12 protein-coding genes and 2 pseudogenes are annotated in these 22,958 nt (G+C 60.4%); 10 read left to right on the plus strand and 4 right to left on the minus strand.

The window, feature by feature from the left end:
* A partial coding sequence (locus IVA92_RS00300) for a transposase DNA-binding-containing protein (protein WP_276577424.1) occupies positions 1-228 on the minus strand: 228 nt, incomplete at its 3' end.
* A 161-nt stretch (positions 229-389) separates the two neighbouring features.
* On the opposite strand from IVA92_RS00300, the gene IVA92_RS00305 reads away from it, so the two are divergent.
* The 10 genes and pseudogenes from IVA92_RS00305 to IVA92_RS00350 all read left to right on the plus strand — a co-directional run bounded on the left by IVA92_RS00305 (position 390) and on the right by IVA92_RS00350 (position 12,764).
* On the plus strand, positions 390-800 hold the full coding sequence (locus IVA92_RS00305; RefSeq protein ID WP_247279007.1) for a transposase: 411 nt from the start codon (positions 390-392) through the stop codon (positions 798-800).
* A gap of 63 nt (positions 801-863) precedes the next feature.
* Complete coding sequence (gene tnpB, locus IVA92_RS00310) at positions 864-1,082, plus strand: IS66 family insertion sequence element accessory protein TnpB (RefSeq protein ID WP_249797191.1); 219 nt, start codon at positions 864-866, stop codon at positions 1,080-1,082.
* A 248-nt stretch (positions 1,083-1,330) separates the two neighbouring features.
* Positions 1,331-2,733, plus strand: a pseudogene (locus tag IVA92_RS00315) (IS66 family transposase); the annotation flags it as partial.
* Positions 2,734-3,477: 744 nt separating this feature from the next.
* Positions 3,478-6,279 carry an Ig-like domain-containing protein gene (locus IVA92_RS00320; RefSeq protein WP_247279008.1) on the plus strand — a complete coding sequence of 934 codons (2,802 nt, stop codon included), beginning with the start codon at positions 3,478-3,480 and terminating at the stop codon, positions 6,277-6,279.
* An 861-nt stretch (positions 6,280-7,140) separates the two neighbouring features.
* Positions 7,141-9,090, plus strand: coding sequence for a type I secretion system permease/ATPase (locus IVA92_RS00325; RefSeq protein WP_256464970.1), 1,950 nt, complete (start codon positions 7,141-7,143; stop codon positions 9,088-9,090).
* The gene (locus IVA92_RS00330) at positions 9,087-10,400 is read left to right on the plus strand and encodes an HlyD family type I secretion periplasmic adaptor subunit (RefSeq protein ID WP_247279010.1); all 1,314 of its coding nucleotides are present in this window, start codon (positions 9,087-9,089) and stop codon (positions 10,398-10,400) included. The genes IVA92_RS00325 and IVA92_RS00330 overlap by 4 nt, the downstream gene beginning before the upstream one ends.
* Before the next feature lie 337 nt (positions 10,401-10,737).
* Positions 10,738-11,160, plus strand: coding sequence for a transposase (locus tag IVA92_RS00335; protein WP_247279011.1), 423 nt, complete (start codon positions 10,738-10,740; stop codon positions 11,158-11,160).
* The gene (gene tnpB, locus IVA92_RS00340; RefSeq protein ID WP_247279012.1) at positions 11,157-11,504 is read left to right on the plus strand and encodes an IS66 family insertion sequence element accessory protein TnpB; all 348 of its coding nucleotides are present in this window, start codon (positions 11,157-11,159) and stop codon (positions 11,502-11,504) included. The genes IVA92_RS00335 and tnpB (IVA92_RS00340) overlap by 4 nt, the downstream gene beginning before the upstream one ends.
* Before the next feature lie 69 nt (positions 11,505-11,573).
* A pseudogene (locus IVA92_RS00345) lies at positions 11,574-12,528 on the plus strand (transposase).
* Positions 12,525-12,764 (plus strand): hypothetical protein, encoded by a 240-nt coding sequence (locus tag IVA92_RS00350; protein WP_247279013.1) that lies wholly within the window; start codon positions 12,525-12,527, stop codon positions 12,762-12,764. The pseudogene IVA92_RS00345 and the gene IVA92_RS00350 overlap by 4 nt, the downstream one beginning before the upstream one ends.
* A gap of 1,192 nt (positions 12,765-13,956) precedes the next feature.
* On the opposite strand, the gene IVA92_RS00355 is transcribed toward IVA92_RS00350, so the two are convergent.
* The 3 genes from IVA92_RS00355 to IVA92_RS00365 form a co-directional block, all read right to left on the minus strand.
* Entirely contained in the window at positions 13,957-14,811 is an 855-nt protein-coding gene (locus IVA92_RS00355) for a hypothetical protein (protein WP_247279014.1), read from the minus strand.
* A gap of 264 nt (positions 14,812-15,075) precedes the next feature.
* Positions 15,076-20,769 carry a LamG-like jellyroll fold domain-containing protein gene (locus IVA92_RS00360; protein ID WP_247279015.1) on the minus strand — a complete coding sequence of 1,898 codons (5,694 nt, stop codon included), beginning with the start codon at positions 20,767-20,769 and terminating at the stop codon, positions 15,076-15,078.
* Positions 20,770-20,929: 160 nt separating this feature from the next.
* Entirely contained in the window at positions 20,930-22,948 is a 2,019-nt protein-coding gene (locus tag IVA92_RS00365) for a DEAD/DEAH box helicase (protein WP_247279016.1), read from the minus strand.
* Positions 22,949-22,958 lie beyond the last annotated feature (10 nt).

Below are 22,958 nucleotides of genomic sequence, written 5' to 3' on the forward strand. Positions count from 1 at the left end.
CGATTGAAAGTGGCCGGCCAGAATGTCCGCCTCACTGACCCGGTCGTTGGAGAAAAAACGATACGCAGCCTTGGTATTGGCCCAGTCCTGGCACACCAGCGGAATGCTTTCTCCCATGGCGCTCCCGATCTGCGCTACCAGTTTGCGGAGCCGCTTATTCAGGCGCTCGTCGGCAAGGTTGCAGCCAGCGAGCTCGCGATCAAACCATGCGTCGGCTTTTTCGTCCATTGGCACCGCCCCCTGCGAATCGGTGCCAGACAAGGAATCACGGTCGATTCCTGCGATGCAATAGTTGGTGCGCTCCCTCAGCCCCCTCGGCTAAATGTGGGTAATTGAAAGCCGGTGAAGGCCGCCTTGCCGAATGAGGCGCGTTGTTGAGAACTGTCCTTATGGACGGTGATAGGCGCAGTGCCCAAGTTGAGCGGCTTGAGGTGGTGGACACGGGCCGGCGGCGGCGCTGGTCCGAGGACGAGAAGCTGAAGATCGTCTTGGAGAGCTTACGGGCGCCGCGCCAGGTCGCGGCGACAGCGCGGCGGTATGGCGTTTCGCGCTCATTGCTGCTGCGATGGCGACGGTCGTTTCGACCTGAGCCGAAGGATGCCGTCGATCAACCTGGCTTCTTACCGGCGATGGTGATCGCGGAGTGTGGGCCGACGCATTGTCCAGTCGCGCCGGCCAGCAGCGGCAGGGCGATCGAGATCGAGTTTGCGAGCGGAGCTCGGATGCGGATCACGGGTGCGGTCGACGCGGCGACGCTGGAGGCCGCCGTGGCGGCGCTGGCAGATGGGCGCCTACGGTGATCCCCATTGAGTCGGGCGTGCGGGTGTGGAATTGCGACCGGCCGCACCGATATGCGTCGCGGCATGAACCCATTGGGCCTGCTGGTGCAGGAAGCCTTTAACCGAGACCCGCACGGTGGCGACCTCTACGTATTCCGTGGCAAAAGCGGCAAGCTGATCAAGATCCTCTGGCACGATGGGCTCGGCATGTCGCTCTACGCCAAGCGGCTGGAGCGCGGCCGCTTCCTGTGGCCGTCGTCGGCTGATGGCGTGGTGACAATCACCCCAGCCCAGCTTGGCTAACTACTGGGCATCGACTGGCGGATGCCACAACATACCTGGCGACCGCAGGCGGCGCTGGATCGCTGGGATTTGAATCGGTGGCACGATCAGTTCGGACAGAGACCGCGTCTTGTGATTCTGGATGGGCGCCGATGATTCTCTTCCCGAAGATGTGACCACGCTGCAGGCGATGCTGCGCCCGAGCGAGCGGCCCGGTTGGTCACAGAAGCCGAGGCCCACGCAGGAACTTTGCTGATCGAGAAGCTCAAATCACGATCAAGAAGCTACGGCACGAACAGTTTGGACAGTCCTCTGAGCGGGGCGCATTGCTGGATCTGCTCGAGCTACAGCTCGCCGACCTGGAGGAGAACGCGGCGCAAGCTGAGACCACGGCGGAGATGGCAGCCGAGAAGATTGCGGTGCCGTCGTTCGAGCGCCGCAAGCCAGCCCGCCGGCCGCTGCCGGAGCATTTGCCGCGGGATCGGCTCGTCTATCCAGTGCCTGCGACCTGTCCATGCTGCGGCGACAGCCGATTGCGCAAGATTGGCGAGGACGTGACCGAGACACTTGAGCTCGTTCCGCGCCAGTGGAAGGTGATCCAGCGCGTGCGCGAGAAGCTCGTCTGCCGGGCTTGCGAAGCGATCACCCAGCCGCCGGCCCGTCGCATCCGATTACGCGCGGGCGTGTGGGACCCAAGCTGCTGGCCCATGTCCTGTTCGCCAAGTACGGCCTGCACCTGCCGCTCAATCGTCAGAGCGACGTCTACGAGCGTGAAGGCATCGACCTCGACGTATCGACACTCGCGGACTGGGTAGGTGCCTCCTCAGCAACCCTGATGCCGCTGGTCGATGCGATCCGGAGTCACATCTTCGCGGCCGAGCGCATCCACCCCGATGACACTACGGTGCCAGTCCTGGCCAAGGGCAAGACCCGGACCGGCCGGCTCTGGACTTACGTGCGCGGCGACCGTCCGTTTGCCGGTCCAGATCCGCCGGCGGCCGTGTTCTTCTACTCGCCGGACCGTGGCGGTGAGCATCCGGAGCGGCATCTGGCGGGCTATGCCGGACTGATGCAGGCCGACGCCTATGCCGGCTTTGGCAAGCTCTACGAGGCCAATCGCAAGGGTGGTCCGATCATCGAGGCCGCGTGCTGGGCGCACGGCAGGCGCAAGTTCTTTGATCTCGCGCGGCTCAGCAAGGCGCCGATCGCGGCCGAGGCGGTCAAGCGCATCGATGTCCTGTTCGCCATCGAGCGCGAGATCAGCGGTCTCCCTGCGCAGGAACGTCTGCGTGTGCGCCAGGAGCGTAGCCGCCCCCGACCCTCGAGCTGGAGGCGTGGTTACGCGAGCAGCGCGCCAAGCTCTCCAGAACAACGACACCATCAAAGCGATCAATTACTGCCTCAGCCGCTGGGCTGCATTCATCCGCTTCCTTGATGACGGACGGCTTTGCATGTCGAACAATGCTGCCGCGCGTGAGCTACGGCGGTCGCCGTGGGACGAAAGAATTGACACTCGGCGTCCGATGAGGGCGGCCGGCGCGCGGCTGCCATCTACAGCCTCATCGCCACCGCCAAGCTCAATGAGATCGACCCGCAGGCTTGGCTTGCCGACGTGCTGGCGCGCCTACCAGATCACTCTGCCTGCATTGACGAACTCATGCCCTGGAATTGACGACCTCAGAGCATCGCGCACGCCGCATAGCCATCAGCTTTCCGCCAAAAACAGCCCAGCCGGGGCCTTCGCCGGATGCGTACAGTTCGAACGCCACGTCGATCGAACTAAGCAAGTGTTGCCTTGTCACTCTATGAGGCTGTTGCGGACAGAAATGCACGCCACCCGTGTTGCACATTTCCGCCCCGTTTCTTCGTTGTTGCGCTTCCGTCGACAGCCGGCTCTGGTGAGGCGAGCGAGTTGATGTTGAGTTGTAGAGACTGATTTTGGGCAAATGGGGGCCAATCGGGTTTCGGACGCAAATAATCGGGCAGTTAAGAATGGAAGGTGACGTTAGATGGCGGAAATGTCGTTCGATATCGGACCGCAGGAAGAGCGTGATATTCGATCTCGTGTGTTTTTGTTGAGCGTGAGATTGCGCCGAAGCCAGTATGCGCTGGAGCTTGGCCGTGCCCCATTTGTCGAGATTAACACGAATGTTTCCCGCAATCAGTTTAAATAAACTGAAGTATAAGAAAATAGAACATCGCGCTGTGCTAAGCGCCAAGGAAGAAATTTGACGGTGGAGACCAAACATCACCCCATGAGAGCCGTGATGTTGTCCCAAAAAAGTCCTCGGTAGCCAGACATAGACAAGCCCAACCGATCCCTCGTGGGAGGATTGGGACTAACTTGCATCAGGCACGTCGCTTGGGGACAGTTCAAAATTCAGCGCGTGTCTCAACAATATCAGGAGATCAGGTAATGGCAGTTAACGACGGCTCGGCAAACGCATCGGTTGGGTCACCGCAGCTTCCCAACTTGCTGGACAGTTACAGTGCGAATCGAGCTCCGTGGCAGGTCGCGGGGGTGGACTACCGTGTTGGAGTTTCGGAAGGGTTGGCGCTGAAGAATCCGGCATCGATTTCGATGGCAGGGGTTACAGTGAATGCCTCGGCGCACACCGTCACAGTTACAGGCAATGATGTGTCGCTGGACGGGTACGACTTCTCGCTGAACGGCGGCTGGGGCGTGGTTGTACAAGGGGACAACGCAAAGATTCTGAACTCGAATTTTGTCGTTGGCGGCAACCACAATCAGCCGATCCTTGCAACGCAGTCGGTCACAAACCTGTACGTCGGTCATTGTACGATCGACGGCAATAGTGATGGCAACATTAGCGGCCTGATTGAAATGCGCGGGTCGGGCAATCTGACGGTGGAGTATTCCTGGCTCAAGAACGCCGGCGGCGACATGGTCCAGCTGCATGGTTACGGCGGCGACGTTGTCATCGAGCATAATCTCATTCAAAACGCTGGCATGGCACCGGGCGCGCACGGAGACTATTCGGAGTTCATCGGTGGTCCGTATTCGGCGACCATCATGTACAACACGACGACCCAGAACGGTGGCACCTCGCAAGGGTTCATGGTTGAACCTGACGTCGGCTCCGACGCCGGGGTCGTGACGGGTGGTGAGGTCGGATATAATACGTTCACCGGCGCGGTGAATGCATTCACCGGGGTCACGGTCGCCGACATCGTGAACACGTTTACGGTACACGACAATCATTTTGACCCGTCGACCTCGTCATCCGGGCTGGCATTTGGCGGCACCATCCGGGGAGGGCCCGACGACAACAGCGCCAAGTCGATTTATGTGCACAACGTCGACATGACGACTGGTGCCGTCGAGCAGGACTCCAATGCACCTGCTTCCACAGCGCCAAGCTCGCCTGCTCCGAGCGCCCCTGTGGCGCCCGTTGTCGCCTCTTTTTCGACCGACAGCAGCGTCGCCGGTGACGGCGTGACGAACGACAACACCATCGAGCTCAAAGGCGCCGCTGCGGCCAACAGTACGGTGACGGTCTATGATGGTTCAACCAAGATCGGTACGACCACTGCGAGCTCAACGGGCAGCTGGGACTACATCACTCAGGTCCTGAGTGACGCCAAGCACACGCTGACGGCGACCGCGACCAACGCGTCGGGCCAGACCAGCGTGGCCTCGGCTGCGGTGGCTGTCACCGTCGACACGAAGGCACCAGCTGCACCGACGATCGCGAAGGATACCGTGAACAGCAGCAATCAGACTGTCGTGTCAGGGAGCGCCGAAGCGAACAGCACGATCAAGGTATATGACGGCACGACGCAGGTCGGTACTGCGACGACCAATTCGAGCGGCGCGTGGAGTGTCACGACTTCCGCTCTGTCGGCCGGTTCGCACGTGCTGACGGCGAAAGCCACGGACCTTGCGGGCAACGTGAGTGCTGCGTCAGCCGGCGTGGATCCGGTGATTGGTTCTGGAACATCGGGCTCAACCGGCTCGGGCGCGTCCGGTTCAGGTAGCTCGGGTACAGGTACCTCGGGTACAGGTACCTCCGGTACAGGTACCTCCGGCTCCGGCACGTCGGGCTCCGGCACGTCGGGCACCGGCACCACTGCGCCTGCCGCACCGAAAATCGCCTCTTTCTCGACGGACAGCGGTGTCGCCGGTGATCACATCACTAGCGACAAGACGTTGACACTGGCGGGGACTGCGGCCGCCAACAGCACGGTCAAGGTGTTCGACGGCACGACCCAGCTCGGCATCGCCACGGCGGATGCCAACGGAGCCTGGCACTACTCGACTGCTGCGCTGCTCGACGGCAAGCACAGCCTCACTGCGACGGACACGGTCTCTGGCGTCACCAGCAAGGCATCGACTACGCTGGATGTAACCGTAGATACTGCTGCTCCGGATGCTCCGGTTCTGTTGAGCGATCCGACCACGCATAACCGCGCAACGGTATCCGGAACGGCAGAGGCGGGGAGTTCGATCAAGCTCTATGAGGGTACGACCCTGCTTGGCACGACGATGGTCGGAAGCGACAGCGACTGGAGCGTGACGACCCCGAATCTCAAGCACGGGTCCCACACCTTCACTGCGACAGCCACCGACGCTGCCGGTAACACCAGCGCCTTGTCACAGCCGATCGATCCCCCGATTGGCTCGCACGGCGCCAATGGCACCTCGACGGTGGAAGTCACCAACGTGCGTCCGCACTGGGATCACACCGCGACGATCAAGGGCACTGCCGATCCCAACAGCGAGATCAAGCTGTCTGACGGCACGACGACGGCCGGTTCGGTCACGGCGGGAGCCGACGGCAAGTGGAGCTTCCACACCTCCGATCTGTCGGGCAAGACCCACGCCTTTACCGCGGAGCAGGTCGACACGACCGGTCACGTGGTCGGGACCAGTTCGGGCCAGGCGATCATCGGCTCCGGCCACAGCGACACGCTGACCGGCACAACGGGCAATGACGTCATGGTCGGCAAAAGGGGGGCGGATACGTTCGAGTTTGCGTCGAACTTCGGCCAGGACGTGATCAAGGACTTCGCTGCCCGCGGACATGCTCACGACACGATCGAGTTCAGCAAGGGCGTGTTCGACAGTTTTGCGAGCGTTCTCTCCCACGCGGCCCAGTCGGGCCACGACGTCGTCATCGCGACGGGGAGCGACACGCTCACGCTGAAGAACACGCAGCTCGACAAGCTGAACAGCCACGACTTCCATTTCGCGTAGTCGCGAGTTCAGCGACAGGAAGTAGCCACCAATCTGTGGCGCACATCATGGAAGGCGGGGGTCCCCCGCCTTCTTTTATTCTGGCTGCCTCTATTGTGATCTACGCGTGAGCAGCTTCGCGGCTTTCGCGGGATGCAACGCCCGGATAGGATCGATACGCTAGCGCGACGGTCATTCTCGGGCCGGTCGCGACAAGCAACCGAGCGCCTCGTGTCGCTACATTTTCTTCGCTCCGATCAGCCAATCTTGTTCGGCTCCTATTGCGTTGAGAAGACCACGAAGACGCAGAAATAAATAAATTAAATACGGTGTAGAAATCGACCTCGTACTCAGATGCGCTCGCGGGACGTTTCAGTAAACGATTTCTGTGGGCTGAGGCCGTGCCGTAATAGAAGCGTGTTGAGTCTCGCTGTCTGGCATGACATCAGAGAAACTGGCGACTTATTTAATCGAAGGAAAATCGCGCGATTATTGCAGTACCGTGCGTTGACGTGCTGGTTAAAAAAACCTCAGCCCGGCCCCCATCTGGTCCCAAAAAAGCCCATGGCGACCGGCACCTGAGGCCAAGCTGATTAACCTTGAGGTAGTGGACATAGATCGCTACGACATCGCGCTCTGCGAACGACTTCGTAGTGGAGTACGTGTCGAAGAAGCCGGGAGAGGAGATTAAATGGCAGGATGGGCATCATGTCACGCTGGTACCGGTAGGCGACACGCTCAAGTTGGCCAAGCTCGGTGCGCAAAATCGACCTGACGTCTACTTCGCGTAACAGTACCGCGACGACACGGAAATCAACTCGGGACTGCCTTGAGGATCTTCTTGGGGATCGTCACATAAGGCACGGTTCAAGGGCGGGAGTCATGACAAACTTTGAACGGTGGGGGGTAATCCCCCTGCCAGCAAGCCGTTATCGGGTCCAACTTTCGCATCTGACGAGACTTGGGACCATCGCACGACAGTGGGCCGCACGACAGTGGGCCGAAGATGCCGAACTGCGGACGCTAGGGCCGATCGGCTGGGCAAAGCACCTCGTCGAAGTCTTGCGGCAACGATTGTTCTCCGGTCCACCGCGACCGGCTAGCGACTATGACGAGTCGCAGTCGGAGCTGTCGGCGTTCCTGCGGTCTTGCCGCCGGATTTTTTGGGCTCTCGCGGCCTTCAGCGGAATGAGCAATCTCCTGATGCTCACCGGCTCGTTTTTCATGCTGCAAGTCTATGATCGGGTGCTGCCCGGGCGCAGCATACCGACACTGATCGCCTTGATGGTTCTGGCCACGGTGCTTTACCTGTTTCAGGGCGGGCTCGACCTCGTCAGGAGCAGGATCAGCGCCCGGGTCGGCCGGTATTTCGATGAAAGGCTCGGCGTTCGCATATTCGACGCGCTTGTTCGCCTGCCTTTGAAGACCAGAGCCGATGGCGATGGCTTGCAGCCGGTGCGGGACCTTGATCAGGTCCGCAGCTTCCTGTCGAGCGGAGGGCCGACGGCGCTGTTCGATCTGCCCTGGATGCCGATCTATCTCGGCGTCTGTTTCCTGTTTCACTTCTGGATCGGCGTCACTGCGCTGGCAGGCGCGCTGGTGCTTGTCGGCATTACGATGCTCACGGAAACTCGCACGCGAGGCCCGGCAAAGGCGACCTCGCGTCTCGCCGTTTCGCGAACCGCACTGGCGCTTGAGGGGCGGCGAAACGCCGAAGTTCTGCAGGCCATGGGCATGCGGCAACAGGCGGCCTTACGTTGGCAGGATGTGAACGCGAAGTACCTCGCGGCCCATGAGCGGGCCAGCGATGTCGCAAACGGACTCGGTGGGGCGTCCAAGCTTTTTCGGGCGATCTTGCAATCGCTGGTTCTTGCCGTTGGCGCGGTCCTCGTCATCAATCAGGAATCGACGGCCGGAATCATCATTGCCGGATCGATCCTTACCGCGCGGGCACTGGCGCCCGTCGAAATGGCCATCGCGAACTGGAAGGGATTCGTCGCCGCGCGACAATCGGGGCAACGGCTCGATCACTTGCTGAAACTTCTGCCTCACGAGGAGGAGCGGTTGGCATTGCCTGCGCCTGTTGAAACCCTCACGATCGAGCACCTCTATATCGGCGCCCCAAATTCCGAGAGGCCCACCCTTAGCGAAGTGTCGTTCCAGCTGCGGAGCGGGCAGGCGGTTGGAATCATTGGTCCGAGCGGATCCGGCAAGTCGACGTTGGCACGTGCGCTGGTGGGAGTGTGGCCGTGCATGCGAGGCAGGATCCGGCTCGACAACGCCGCGCTCGATCACTGGTCTTCGGACGCTCTCGGCAAGCACATCGGTTATCTGCCTCAGGATGTCGAATTGTTTGACGGCAGCATTGCGATGAACATTGCGCGGTTCGATCCGCGGGCAACCGCCGCCGCTGTTCTGGAAGCCTCGCACGCCGCAGGCGCCCACGATCTCATCCTCTCCCTTCCGGACGGCTACAGCACGAAGATCGGCGAAGGAGGGTTGGCGCTGTCGGCGGGGCAGCGGCAGCGCATCGGGCTCGCACGCGCCTTTTACGGCAAACCCTTCCTGGTCGTACTTGATGAGCCCTCTTCCAATCTCGATGCCGAGGGCGAGGAGGCCTTGACCGAGGCGATCCTGAACGTGCGCCGCCGGGGAGGGATTGTCGCCGTTGTCGCGCATCGCCCGAAGGCGCTGGAAGGTGTGGACCATGTCTTGTGCCTCGGCGAAGGCACGGTTCAGTCCTTCGGCAAGAGAGAGGAGGTTCTCAAGAAAGTGTTGCGAAATCCGGTACCGCTCAAGGTCGTCGCGGATGCTCAAGGAGGTGGCCGATGAACGGTCAGGTAGCGCCGGCGTTACAATCCATCCAGCGTTACATGATCGTCGGAATGATCATGTTGGCTCTGGTGACCTTTGGGGTCGGCGGCTGGGCGACAACGAGCCAATTGTCGGGCGCGGTGATCGCCCAAGGCGTGGTCGTAGTGGATTCGAGCGTCAAGAAGGTCCAGCACGCCACTGGCGGGATCGTGGGAGAGTTGCGCGTGCGGCAAGGCGACCGGGTCAATGCAGGGGACATTTTGATCCGCCTCGACGAGACCCAGACGCTTGCCAATGCGACAATCGTCACCAACAGCATCGATGAGCTGTTCGCGCGGCAGGCTCGTCTCGAGGCCGAGCGCGATGGCGCCGAGCAAGTTATGTTTCCCAAGCTGCTGCTCGACCGGGCCAAGGAGAGCAACTCCGAGGCGAATCGTGCAATCACCGCTGAGCGGAAGCTGTTCGAACTGCGTCGTCAGGCGAGGAGCGGCCAAAAAGCGCAGCTGCAGGAGAAAAGCGCGCAGCTGGAAAACGAGATCAAGGGCTATATGGGGCAGACCGAGGCCAAGCAGAAGGAAGTCGATTTCATCCGCCAGGAGCTGGAAGGCGTGCGCAGCCTCTGGCAAAAAAATCTGGTGCCGATCACGCGGCTCAATTCCCTCGAGCGCGACGCCGCCCGCCTCGAAGGCGAGCGCAGCCAGCTCGCAGGAATGATTGCTCAGTCCAAAGGCAAGATCTCGGAAATCGGACTCCAGATCATTCAGATCGACCAGGACCTGCGGACGGAAGTCGGAAAGGACCTGATCGAAACGCGCTCGAAACTCTCCGAACTGGGCGAGCGCAAGACTGCGGCGGTCGATCAACTAAATCGGATCGATATCAGGGCACCACAATCCGGCCGCGTCCACGAGCTCAGCGTCCACACGGTGGGAGGCGTAATCTCTCCCGGCGAGCAAATCATGCTGATCGTACCTGATGCGGATTCGCTTGCAGTCGAGGTCAAGATCGCACCGAAGGATATCGACCAGGTCTATGTGGGGCAGACCGCGACAATGCGCTTCGCAGCGTTCAACCAGAAAACCACGCCCGAAATCGACGGAGAGGTCAGCGTGGTCTCGGCAGACATCACACAGGATCAGCGTGCTGGCACGAGTTACTACACGGGGCGCGTCCTGCTGAAGCCCGAAGAGCTGGCGAAACTGGGGACGGCCAAGCTGCTGCCCGGCATGCCGGTCGAGGTCTTCATCAAGACGGCTGGTCGGACGGCGCTGTCATACCTGCTCAAGCCGCTGCATGATCAGGCCGAGCGTGCATTCAAGGAGCGCTGAGTCTTCGCGGACGCTAGCATCGCTGTTCACGCAATCGGGGCCGACGCCTATTCGTGGGCGTCGGCGTGGGGCTAGCCTCTGAAAGAGCGGCTGGTCGGCCGGAAGCGTCGGCACAGGGCGTGCCCGGCCGCCGCAAGAGATTTGGCGAGGTGAACTTAGTGAGGTCGCCCAACCTCCTCAATCGCAGTAGATCGCGCGGCTTTCGACGGATCGACCGTGGCGGATGCCTGTTGCCCGTGGGCGAGACTGCCGATCGCTCGAGCGACCGTCCGCTCAGCAGTATCGCTCCGGCGGAGACCGCCTTGCGCGGTTTGATGGAGGATGAAGACATAGGCGTATGACTGACCATATGCCTATGCCGAAGGTTTCCCGACTTGAAGTCGTCTCGACGGGCGCACGGCGCCGTTGGACATTGGAAGAAAAGCAGCGGATCGTCACCGAGAGCTATGGTGGGTCGCGTCTGGTGTCTGTGACTGCGCGACGTAACGGGCTGTCGACAAGCCAATTGTTCACGTGGCGCCGGTTGGCGCGCGAAGGCAAGTTGAACGGCGATGCTGCGCCGGTGCTTGTTCCGGTTGAGATCACGCCTGCGGCGGCTCCGATCTCGAGTGGCGCGCCACAACCGGTGTCTTCACCGCCTGCGCACCGTGCAAGGGCCGGCATTATCGAGATCGAGCTTGGCGGCTGTCGTGTTCGCGTTGACCGCGACGTCGATGTTGAGGCGCTGCAGCGGGTTCTTGAGATTCTGAGACGGCGATGATCCCGATCCCGAGCGGCGTCAGGGTCTGGATCGCCACCGGCCACACCGACATGCGCCGCGGAATGCAAAGCTTGGCGCTTGCGATCCAGGAGAGCCTGAAGCGCGATCCTCATGCTGGCGATCTCTACATCTTCCGGGGGCGCCGCGGCGATTTGGTCAAGATCCTCTGGCATGACGGGCTTGGCATGTCGCTCTACGCCAAGCGCCTGGATCGCGGCAAGTTCATCTGGCCGTCGGCGTCCGACGGCGCGGTATCAATCTCGGCGGCGCAGATGGCCTACATGCTGGAAGGGATCGACTGGCGGAATCCGCAATTGAGCTGGCGACCGCAAAGCGCGGGCTAAGCGCAGAATCCGCAGCTTTTTGCATTTTGGGGAGTCCCATCGCGTCCAAGCTGTGATTCACTGCGTCTCATGGATGCCGACCGCGACGCTGCTCCGGATGAGGTTGCCGCCCTGAAGAAGGCGCTGGCAGTCGAGCGCGCGAAGGGTGTGGAGATCGCCGCGGAACTCGCGGTCGCCCGCGCGAAAGCGTCAGAAGATGAAGCGCTGATCGCGCAACAGAAGCTGCAGATTGCCAAGCTATGCATCAAATCTACGGCCAGCGGTCGGAGCGTTCGTCGCGCCTGATCGAGCAGTTGGCGCTGACGTTCGAGGAGCTGGAAACCGACGCCACCGAGGACGAGCTTGCGGCGGAACGGGCGGTGGCCAGGACGACGACGGTGCGGGGATTTACCCGCAAGCGTGCCGAGCGCCAGACCTTCCCCGAGCACCTTCCCCGGGAACGGGTGGTAATCGATGGACCTACGGCTTGTGAATGTTGCGGCAGCAGCCGCCTGCGCAAGCTCGGCGAGGACGTGACGCTGACGCTGGAAGTGGTGCCGCGCCAGTGGAAGGTGATCGAGACGGTCCGGGAGAAGTTCTCCTGTCGCGACTGCGAGAAGATCAGCCAGGCGCCGGCACCGTTCCATGCCGTCCCCCGGGGATGGGCTGGCCCGAGCCTCCTGGCCATGATCATGTTCGAGAAGACCTGGCCAAGGCGTTCAACTATATCCTGAAGCGATGGTCGAGCTTCACGCTCTTCCTCGAGGACGGGCGCGTGTGCCTCTCCAACAATGCCGCCGAGCGAGGGCTGAGGGGCATTGCTCTTGGCCGAAAGTCCTGGCTGTTCTGCGGCTCCGATCGTGGCGGACGGCGTGCGGCGGCCATGTACAGCCTGATCGTCACGGCAAAAATGAACGGCATCGACCCGCAGGTGTGGCTGGCCGATGTCCTTGCCCGCATCGCAACCCACCCGGCTCATCGCCTGGACGAGCTTCTGCCCTGGAATTGGACGCTGGCATCAACGCTCTCCGCTCAAGCAGCATGAGCACGCACGTCAACAAGGTCCATCACGTCACCACCCTCGCCAAAATCGCCAAAGACCCCGGCGAAGATGAGGATTGGCTGTGGGACATCGCCAATGAGATGGAGATCGAGGATGGCGCCATCTGGGTCTATGGCGTCGGAGAAGACGGCGTCCAGGCGTTCACCGACTTCGGCATCGATAACCTGATCGAGCTCATCAAGTTCTACAAAGAACACCCTGAACTGCTCAGGCGGTGACGCTGCGGCCTACGCCGAACGGATACGCTCAGCACGTCCATTCGCCTGGCGTACAGGGTCATCGCCGCTACGAAGGCAAGTATTGTAGCTTCAGCCCCCAGAATGACGAGCAGCTCACCTGGCATCTGAAATTTGTCCTAACCCGGAATAACTGCTTGAACATTTGAGCAGGTACAGCCTGTCGGTCGAGAGGCCGGCGGCACCGGGCTTGCAAACAGCGTGGAGTTGAATTCGACCGCCGCCGTCCCTCCCTGCTCGCAAGCCATACGCCCACGAGCAGGATTACTCGGCTGTCGCGCTGTGCAGAGGCCGATCGCGTCGCGCCTAGTCCGGTTTGCGTCGACGGCGCCTGATTATCCAATAGGCCGCATATGTAACTGCGGCGAAGGATAGTCCCGCGCCCGCGACGGGTCCAGGTGCGCCCTTTGCCGTCCCCTGACCGACGTAAGTGTAGCTTTGGTCAGGAGGAAAAAACAAAGTGGCCGTGAAATAGACGCCGGCCGGCACCGCTGCGGCCATGGTGAGGAAAATTGCAACAACCCACCCGGGCAAAGTCATTTTTTTTCTCCTTTATCTTCGGTTAAAAGATAAATTCATAGCGGGTATAATAATCGTATGAATCAAATGCATGTCAATATAAATCTTGGGTAGAGGCTGATAGGCAATGCGCGCGACGATTTGACGCTGCAGAGGCCGATTCTGCACAACAAGGTTGAGTGTCCGGGAGTCCGTTATGGATCACGCGGGACGATCTTGAAGTTCAGTCCATGGGAGCCGCTCTGCATTGCAGCCCAAGCTCTCCGCCACGTCGATGACAGGGGGGATGTGTCGAACGAATCCAAGTTCGCGAAGAAATCTCGACCACAGATAATGAAACACTGTCCAGGCTATCGGTTGTTGCGTGTACACTTCGGCCCGAAACACGACGAACGAGCGATCGGTTCGTGTTGCCAGATGTCGAACGAGATTTCGGTTGGAGCCGTCGGGAGTAAGCTTTGCGACCTGCAATTGACACGACGCTCTGGTTGCTCGGATGATCAGAGTGCCAGTCGTAATTTCATTGGTCGCTACGACGCTGAAGTGATTTCGTTCGAGGAATCTGACAAGATCTTCCCTTAGCTGGCCTGGGGTTTCGAATGGTATCGCAATCTTCCATCCAGTGGCCAGCAACAGGACGGCTGCTATAAACCACTTAAATCGGGCGGAGGAGCTCACGCCTCACCCCCAGCATGCAGAAGCCGACCGTCAGGCCCAAAATGGCTGTGTTCGCGACCGCGCCTCCCCACCAACTATGGAACATGGCGTAGTGCCATTGGCTCAACCCCATAAAGCTTATGCGAGTCACATTCACTGCTACGACGGAGAAGCAAGCCATGAGACACCAGAATAGATCGTAAGCAGATTTCTTGTGGCGGACTAACTGGCTCACAGTCACCCAGCAGAGAAACGCAAGCGATACGTTCGCGAGCGAGGAACAGCCTGGCAGAATGACCAGAACGCCGGAAGCGTCGGCAAATTCGACGACGTCTCCGGTTCGAGGGGTGCGCAATATCCAACCAACGAGCGTGGCGTCGATCCGCAAAATTAGCTCAGCAAAGAAATGAAAGAACAGCCGGCTCCAAAGCATTGGCACGGTAACGGCCAGAAGGATAAGAGCGCCGCGCCGCGACGAAGAGGCATCGGACGTGTTGACTATATAGAGACTGAGCGCGGTTACTGCGAGCCAGCTGGCGGGACCTACCGGTAGAATGGCGAGCAGCACAAAGGTCGCTCCCAAGACGAGTTCTGAAGAACGAATCCCAATCGTTCGGTCTTGAAGAACGAGGGAAACTCCAGCGGCACATGATATCCAAACGATTGCACTGATCTCAAACGTGCCGAGAAGCGCATCTAGCCATCCTAGTCCATGGACCGATTGAATGACGCGCGATGCTAGGCCACTGGCGCAGCCTAGAGCAAATAGTCCTGCGAAGAATCCACCACGAGTCTGATCCTTCACTAGCGCCGATGCGCAACTACCAACAATCGGTTCATCCGAAGCAGTCATGATGTAGTGCCTGGTGTCGCTTCAATTTAGCGGTGAAGGGCTCCGACTCCAACCGAAGTGCCATTGAGAACCCATGAGGTCTCTCCAAGAGCCTTACGCAAGCCGCCGTCCTGCTCGGTCCGGCACCTCGGCGCGTCAGTTCGACCAACCAGCCGCCAAACGACTGTGGCGTGGCGTGGGCGCGTTGGCTACTCAAGGCACTGCTGCACACGAGATTGCGCGCAACGGCGTTGCTGCATAAGCTTTGGGGCCGCGACATCCGGACTACCCCACTGCCTTGAAGGTCGCGACCTGCATCACCCATGCCGCAGAGCCCTGGAGAGATGCTGTCGCACTGTAGCTACCCGTCGCGGTTACGAACCGGTCCTGGGCAATATCCAGGTCAGGCGTTGTAATGACACGCGTGGTAAAGCCGCTGCCTGCCACAGTGAACCCACCCGTCGTCGTTCCGGCACCAAAAATGAGCTCATGGGCGGTGGAGGTTGTAACGGCCCCGGTGCTGGCTGAACTGGTGGTGCCTGACGCCGAGGTGCCGACATCAAAGGGATTGGTGAGAGCGAGACCGCCGTACTCCAGAGCGCGAATGTCCACGTATTGAGTCGCGGTGTTGAAGGTCACTGTTACAGTGTTGGCACCGGCAGCGGCTTGCTTGATATTCGGGGCGTAGTAGATGGCCTGGCTGATACCGCTGCCTCGCGCTGTCGGGACGGCGAGCTGATAGACATTGCCGGCCGAGTCTGTGACGGACGCGATATTCGATGTCGTGTTATTCCATCCGATCACGAGGATGTTCGTATTCCCTGTCGTCTGCGCGTTCGTGTAGGCGACCGATACCTGGGTCTGGTTGGTTTGCGGGGTGGCGGAAGTCACCTGGACGAATGCTAACGGTGCCGGGGTCGTAACGGCATTATAAGTCGCAGTATAGGTCGCACCGCCGACGGGGGCTGTGATGGTGTGATCTTGAGTGCCGCTATCCGACCACGATACGAAGTTGTAGGTCGTGCTTCCGACGGTCGCGTTGCGCGCTTCGATCTCATGATTGAAGCCGATCAACGTGTCATAGGTGAACGGCGTCGTGTGTGCGATGCCGTCCAAATACAGTGTTAGTCCGGCAGGCGTCGTGTTGAAACTGAGATTGACCTTATCAGGGAAGATCGTGACGGATTGGCTCGATTGCAGCCCGCTGGAATCGGTTACGGTTAGCGTTATTCGATACCGCGTGAACCCGCTAAAATCGTGCCCGGAGGTCGGAATCGTGAGCGTGCCGCTGGTCACGCCGGTGATGGGGATGCCCGGATGAACATGACCTTCGTGGAGGAAGTCAATATTCCACGTATAGGCACTCGCGGGGAGTGTACCATCTTCGGCGTCGGTCGCGGTGCCGCTGAATGTGATCACGTCGCCTGCCCTGAAGGTCGCGCCATCGATTGGTGCAAGGAGGCTGACAACGGGACTGTTGCCGACGCTGATTGCGATCGGCGTCGATAGCGTGGAATTGACTCCGTCGGAGACCGTCAGCCGCGCCTGATACGGGCCGGAGACCGTATATGTGTGTGAGGGGTTGGCCGCGATCGAAGTCGCGCCGTCACCGAAGTTCCACGAATAGGTGAGAGGCTTTCCTTCCGGATCAGATGAACCGTTGCTGGAGAAGTTGACAGTGAGCGGGCTTGGTCCTTTCGTCGGTGATGCCGAAGCCGTCGCTACCGGAGGCAGATCCGATTGAATGAATTCGATGCGGCGGATTTTGCTTACGCCGAATGTGCCGCTGATATCGGAATAGCCGAGGTCGACATAGTAAAGCGCGCCATCGGGGCCTTCGGTCAAGTAGACAATGTCGCCGTAGGGTCCATCTACCGAGCCGTCGGCGGGCTCGAAGTTGAAGACGCCGGTGACGCTTCCGTTGGCGTCGAACGTCAAGCGCTTGATCCAGTTCTGAGTGTAGTCCGCGAAAAAGAAGCTGCCTTGATAACTGCTTGGGAATTGCGTGCCGTGATAGACAAACCCGGCAACGACTGCCGCGTCGCGCCCATTATGCGGATAGTAGTAAGCCGGTGCCGTGTAGGCGGGATTGCCGTTGGGCGCTTCCACGTTTGGCCAGCCGTAGTTGGCACCCTTCGCTCCGATGTCGATTTCTTCGATTGCCGTTGAGTAGCCGTTCCCGCCGACATCGCCAATGATCAGCCGCCCGGTGGGCGCGTCATAGTAGGCGCGGAAAGGATTGCGCAGACCAAGTGCCCATACCGCGTCGTAGTTCGGTCCGTTGCCGTCATAGAACGGATTGTCTGTGGGAACGGTGCCGTCCATGTTGTATCGCAGGATCTTGCCCCGCGGCTTCGTGAGGTCCTGCGCTTCGCCGGCCTGGAAATGCTCCCCGGTCGTGAGCAGGATCTTGCCGTCGTTGCTGAAGTTGATTGCTCCGCCGTGGTGCTCGGCATCGGCAATTTCCGTATCCTGATAGATGACGAACTCGCTGCCAGGGATGGTGCCCGTCAGGGTTGCGTTCGCGGTGAAGCGCGAGAAGCGATCCACGTTCGGTGTGCCCAGCGTGTAGAAGATGTAATAGTAGTGATTGGTGTTGAAGTTTGGGTCGAGCGCGATGTCATAGATGCCTTGCTGCACTCCCGCCGCCCCGATGTTGGTGAGCTGCAGGAAGGGCGTGGGATCGGGCGTGGTATAGGGCGCTGGCATCGTCTTGATCGTGCCGGCGAGCTCCACCACCAGCATGCGGCCGTCGGGCAGGAATTTGATCGCGGTCGGCAGTTTGAACCCCGTCGCGAGAATCTCGTTCTGGAAAAAGCTGCTGTTCGCGACGTTCACGGTCATCGGTGCTGACAACGTCGTATGGCCATCAATGTCGGTCGCGCTCGCTGTGATCGTGTGCGCGCCGTTGATTGCCGTACGCGTGTCCCATGCGAGAGCGTAAGGGTCGGTTGTATCTGGGGAGCCCGTTGCGACATTGTCGATATAGAATTGCACACTGGCGATGCCGGTGTCGTCGGTGGCGTCGGCAGTCACATTGACGATGCCGTTCACCTGTGCCCCATTTGTGGGGGAATCTATCACGACTTGCGGTGACCCGACGGTCGGGTTGCCGACAGGCGTGGTCATGTCCGATTGCACTTGCGCCGCCGTCAGCGCGCGGTTGTAGATCCGCAGATCGTCGAGCGCTCCCTTGTAGAATTGCGCGATCGAGGCATCCGCTCCGATGCGCATCGGATTGCCGCGCGCCGTTATGGTTGCTGACAGTGGCTGGGTCTGGACGAGCGTGCCATTGACGTAGGTTCTGACCTGCGCACCATCAAAAGTGATGGCGAGGTGGGACCACTGGTTGAATGGCAAAGTGGTTCCTCCGGCGGCGACGAGCGCGCCGCTGGGCGTACCAATATAGAAATCGGTCTGATTGCCGCCGCGCAGTTCGAGTCCATATTGGTAGTAAGGCGACGACATCGTCGTATTCCAGAACTTCCCGATGACGACAGCATCGCCGCTCGCGAGCGGCTGGGGATTGATCCACATCGACAGTGTAAGGGCATTACCGGAGATGTTGGTCGAGGCAGAGTTTGGAATGGAAATGAAGTCGTTGACTCCGTCAAAGCTCGCGGCGCGGCCATTCTTGCCGGTTACCCAAGCAACGCCGTTGTTGAGTGTCGCTAGGTTTGACTGCCCTGAAGAATCGCCCGCAATCGTTCCCGATCCTTCATCGAAGGAATAGGCAGCCACCAAACCCGGTGTTTGAGTGTTCAACACCGTGATGCTGACGGGCAGCGAATCGCCGGTGTTTCCGGAGGTATCCCGTGCGCGCGCCGTGATCGTGTGGACGCCGTTCGCGACCGTCGTTGTGTCCCAGCTGACGCTGTAGGGTGCTGTTAGGTCTTCGCCCCCGCCGACCGCGACATTGTCCACCAGGAAGATAACGCCCGCCACCCCGGCATTGTCGGATGCATTGGCACTGATCGTGATCGTGCCTGAAACGGTCGCTGATCCCGTCGGCCCTGTGATCGTGGCCGTAGGTAGTGTCGTGTCGGGCGTCAGCGTGGTGGCACTGACCGGTGTGGACTGTGCGGAGAGGTTCGACGCGGCGTCCCTCGCCCGCACGGTATAAGTGTAGGATGTACCTGGCGACAGGCCGGTATCGCTGAACGTGGTCGTCGCCGGGGTGCCAACCTGCGCACCATTGCGGAAGATCTGATAGCCGGTGACCGCAACGTTGTCGGTCGAGGCGTTCCATGAAAGATTGATCTGCGTTGTCGAAGCCGCGGTCGCGACCAGGCCTGTAGGAGTCGATGGCGGCGTAGCGTCCTGGGTGGCAGTCGTCGTGAACGTGGCGTTTGAGCCGATTCTTTCGTTCCCGGCGGTGTCGATCGAACGGACGCGGTAATTGTAAGTAGTGTTGGGAGCAAGGCCGGTTAGCGCAACGCTGTGTGCCGTCACCGGAGCCGAATCTAGCGTCGTCGACGATCCGTAACTGGTCGTCGGCCCATACTCGACCCGCGAAGTCGCAGCTTCATTGGTCGTCCATGTGACTTGTGCGGTGCTGCCGGTAATGTTGGTTGCTGTCTGCCCGGAGATCGTCGGTGCGGTTGTGTCAAGCACGATGGTATCGGTCGCCGCCGCGGACCAGTTGCCCGCGGCGTCCTTGAACTGGACATAGACCGTCTTGGTGCCTGTTGTGTTCGACAACGTCCAGGCCTTGGTCAGGGCGAAGGCTTCCGCCGTCGAATACGAACTGCCGTTGTTGGAGAAGCGCATCTGCTTGACAGAAGTCACTGCATCGGCCGCGGTGAGCGTAAGCGTGACTGAGGTGCTGTTGGTTGCCGCGGCGCCGCCGTTGATCGTCACCGTACCGGTCGGCGCTTGATTGTCGACCGTAATGTTGACCGGCGTCGAGGTGGTTGTGTTGTTGGCAGCATCGCGTGCTTGCGCGGTCAGCGCATGCGAGCCGTTCGATGCCGTGGTCGTGGTCCATGAGACACCGTATGGCGAGGTGGTATCCTCTGAGCCGATCAGGGTGTTGCCGTCCAGCAGGAACTTTACGCCGATCACGCCAACATTGTCGGACGCGCTCGCTGCAAGGCTCACTGTTCCGGATACGACCGGGGCCGGAGGCGTGAGTGACACGGTCGGAGGCGTCGTGTCCGCCGTTCCGGCGAGAGGCGTTGCCATGTCCGTCTGGATCTGCGCCTGAGTGAGCGCGTGGTCGGCGATGCGCACGTCATCGATGCGTCCTGGAAATTCGAAGCCGGTACTGCCGGCCCGGCGGCCAATGTTTACATTGGCGGTGGAATTTTGCTGGGAATTGGTGACCGTGCCCAGCAGCTGACCATTGTCAAGGACGCCGTTAAGATAAACGTCTATGGTCTGGTTGGCAGCGTTGTAGACGCCCGCGATGTGGTACCAGGTGTTGAGTTGCACCGGCGTCGCGCCATAGCGGAACATCGGCTGGCCGGCACTGTTGGTGAGCTTGAACCCGATGGTGCGGGGACCGGTATCGGCGGTGATATCGAGCTGATATCCGGACTCGCTCGAGCTGCGCTTGGACACGACCGCGGCATCATCGGAGGGGAACGCACTGACGTAAACCCACGCACCGACGGTCATGCTGCCCGTGAATTGCAGCGCAGTCGGATTGCCGAGATTGACGAAGTCATTCACGCCATCGAGTGCGACCGCATTGCCATATCGTCCGGTTGTGAAGGTCGGACCATTCGTGAGCGTGCCGACGATGCCGTGACCGGATGCATCTGCCGTTGTGGTGCCCGAGACCTCGCTGAAGGCGTAGCCTGCGGTGATGCCAAGAGGATCCGCGGCGAGCAGCATGCGCGGCTCGAGCGTCTCGATGATCAGCGGCGAATGACTAGCATCGCGTTTGCCATCGACAATCGTCTTGCGATCGCTCCTCGCGCTGCCGTGAACAATCCGTCGCGCCGGATGGCCGAAAAAGCCCAAGGAACCCGACATTGTTGTCTCCGAATGCCACAACCCGAAATGGCGCTGGATCATTTAATTCCTATTTAATGGGATTTAATAGTACCATAATGCGCCGCCTTCGCCACAGATTTATAAACTTTTATATAAATAAAATAATATTTACGTGTGCTTCGGGTGGATGGGGGGACCGTCATTCAGTCCCGACGAAGCTGAGAATTCTGTTGAAACGAAGATCTTCGGCGAGGGCGGTCCGTCTGGCTCGCCCGTGAAGACGCTCGGCCGCGTGTTGGCCATAGCTGCGTAATACGCGTCCTAATGCTCCTTGAATGGGCTGCGTTCGTTTCGATCGTTCGCCTAATAACCGAAGAAGCTTCGGATTCATAAAGCGTCTGAAAAGCTCATCATCGAGCGCGACGATCGTTTCGTAGCTACCGGGGTCACCCTGGCGGCCGGCGCGCCCAAAGAGTTGGCGGTCGATGCGGCGGGACTCGTGATATTCGGTTAGGATGACATGCAAGCCGCCTCGGGTCCGGACCGCAGGATGTAGTTGTATGTCGGTGCCGCGGCCCGCCATGTTGGTAGCGACGGTAATGCGGCCCGGTTGACCCGCGCCCGCAATGATCTCGGCCTCTGCGTGGTCCTGCCGCGCGTTAAGAACCACGGATTCGAGTCCCGATCTGCTAAGCAACAGCGAAATTTGCTCAGAGGCGTCAACCGAGCGGGTCCCGACGAGCACGGCGCGACCTTTGCGAACGATATCGTGAACTGAATCGACCACGGCGTCCCATTTGAGGTTGGCCGTCGGAAACAAGCGTGTGCCGGCGTTCGCTCGGCGCAATGGCCGGTTTGTTGGAATCCTTACAACGCGGAGGCCATAGACGCCGTATAGTTCCCCTGCCGGCTCGGTCGCCGTCCCGGACATGCCGCAAAGATGCATGTAGCGCCGAAAGAAGCGTTGATAGGTTATTTGCGCAAGGGTGGTGCGTCGCTCCGTGATGGTGCAATGTTCCTTGGCTTCGATGAGCTGGTGAATGCCGCCTTCCCACGACCGGTCCGGCATGATGCGCCCGGTATACTCGTCGACGATCTGCACCTTGCCATCAGCGACGATATACTGGACGTCGCGTCGGTAGAGATGAAGTGCGGCAAGCGCATGCTGCGCGAGTTCTTCGCGCGCGCGCCGGATTGCCCATAGTCCTGGCAGTCCTGCAGCGAGCTGAGCGATCCGGCTCTCGCCGCGGGTGGTCAGCCGCACCGACTTCTCGTTTGCGCGCACATGAAAGTCGTCGCCGGACACCAGGCGTCGAGCGAAATCTAGTGCTGTCTCGTGCAGGCCCCCGGCGTTCTCGGGCCCTTCTTGCGTTCCGGAGAGGATCAATGGCACGCGGGCCTCATCGATCAGGACGCTGTCAGCTTCGTCTACAATCGCGAAATGCAGACCGCGCAAAAGTGGTGATTGATGGTGGCTAGCAAGTCTGCTGTTGAATATTGTGTCGAGAGAAAGCCGAGAACGGGCACGGCGGGGGCCGAGCGCGAGCCGATCGCGGAGATAGTCGAACACAAGCTCCTTATTGGTACAATAGGTGACGTCACTTGCGTAGGCTCTTTGCCGCTCCTGCTGCGACTGCCCGTGCTCGACGAGCCCGACCGTGAGATCGAGCGCATTGTAGATGGGTGCGAGCTGTTCGGCGTCGCGGCGCGCGAGATAGTCGTTGACCGTGATGATATGAACCGGACGCCCCATGAGTGCGGCGGTGATCGCCGGCAGCAGCGCCGTCAAGGTCTTGCCTTCACCGGTTTCCATTTCGGCGACCGCGCCTCCCATCATGGCAGCGCCGCCGAGCAATTGTACCGGAAAGAGACGCATCCCGACATGACGACGCGCCGCCTCGCGCGCAAGCGCAAACGAACGCGCCATTTGATGCGAGTAGAGGGGAGTTGACAGCAATGATGCGCGCAGCTCCTCCGCAGTTTCGCGCAAACGCTGGTTCGTCAGAACAGCGAACTGCGGTTCCAGATCGCCGACTAACCGGACAAAACGGACGAGGCGGTCACGCGCGATGGCCGGCTGCAGGAGGGGCAAGAGCCGGCCCCAAGCATCGAGCAGGGCAGCATCGAGTCCAATCTCTCGGCAAGCGGCTTGCTCTGCATAGGGAGCGTCCACCGCCACCGAGGCCCGGCCGACGAAGTTTCGGTTGCCCTTGAGCATACGGATGCCC

The sequence above is a fragment of the Bradyrhizobium sp. 154 genome, from assembly GCF_023073875.1.
Classification (GTDB): Bacteria; Pseudomonadota; Alphaproteobacteria; order Rhizobiales; family Xanthobacteraceae; genus Bradyrhizobium.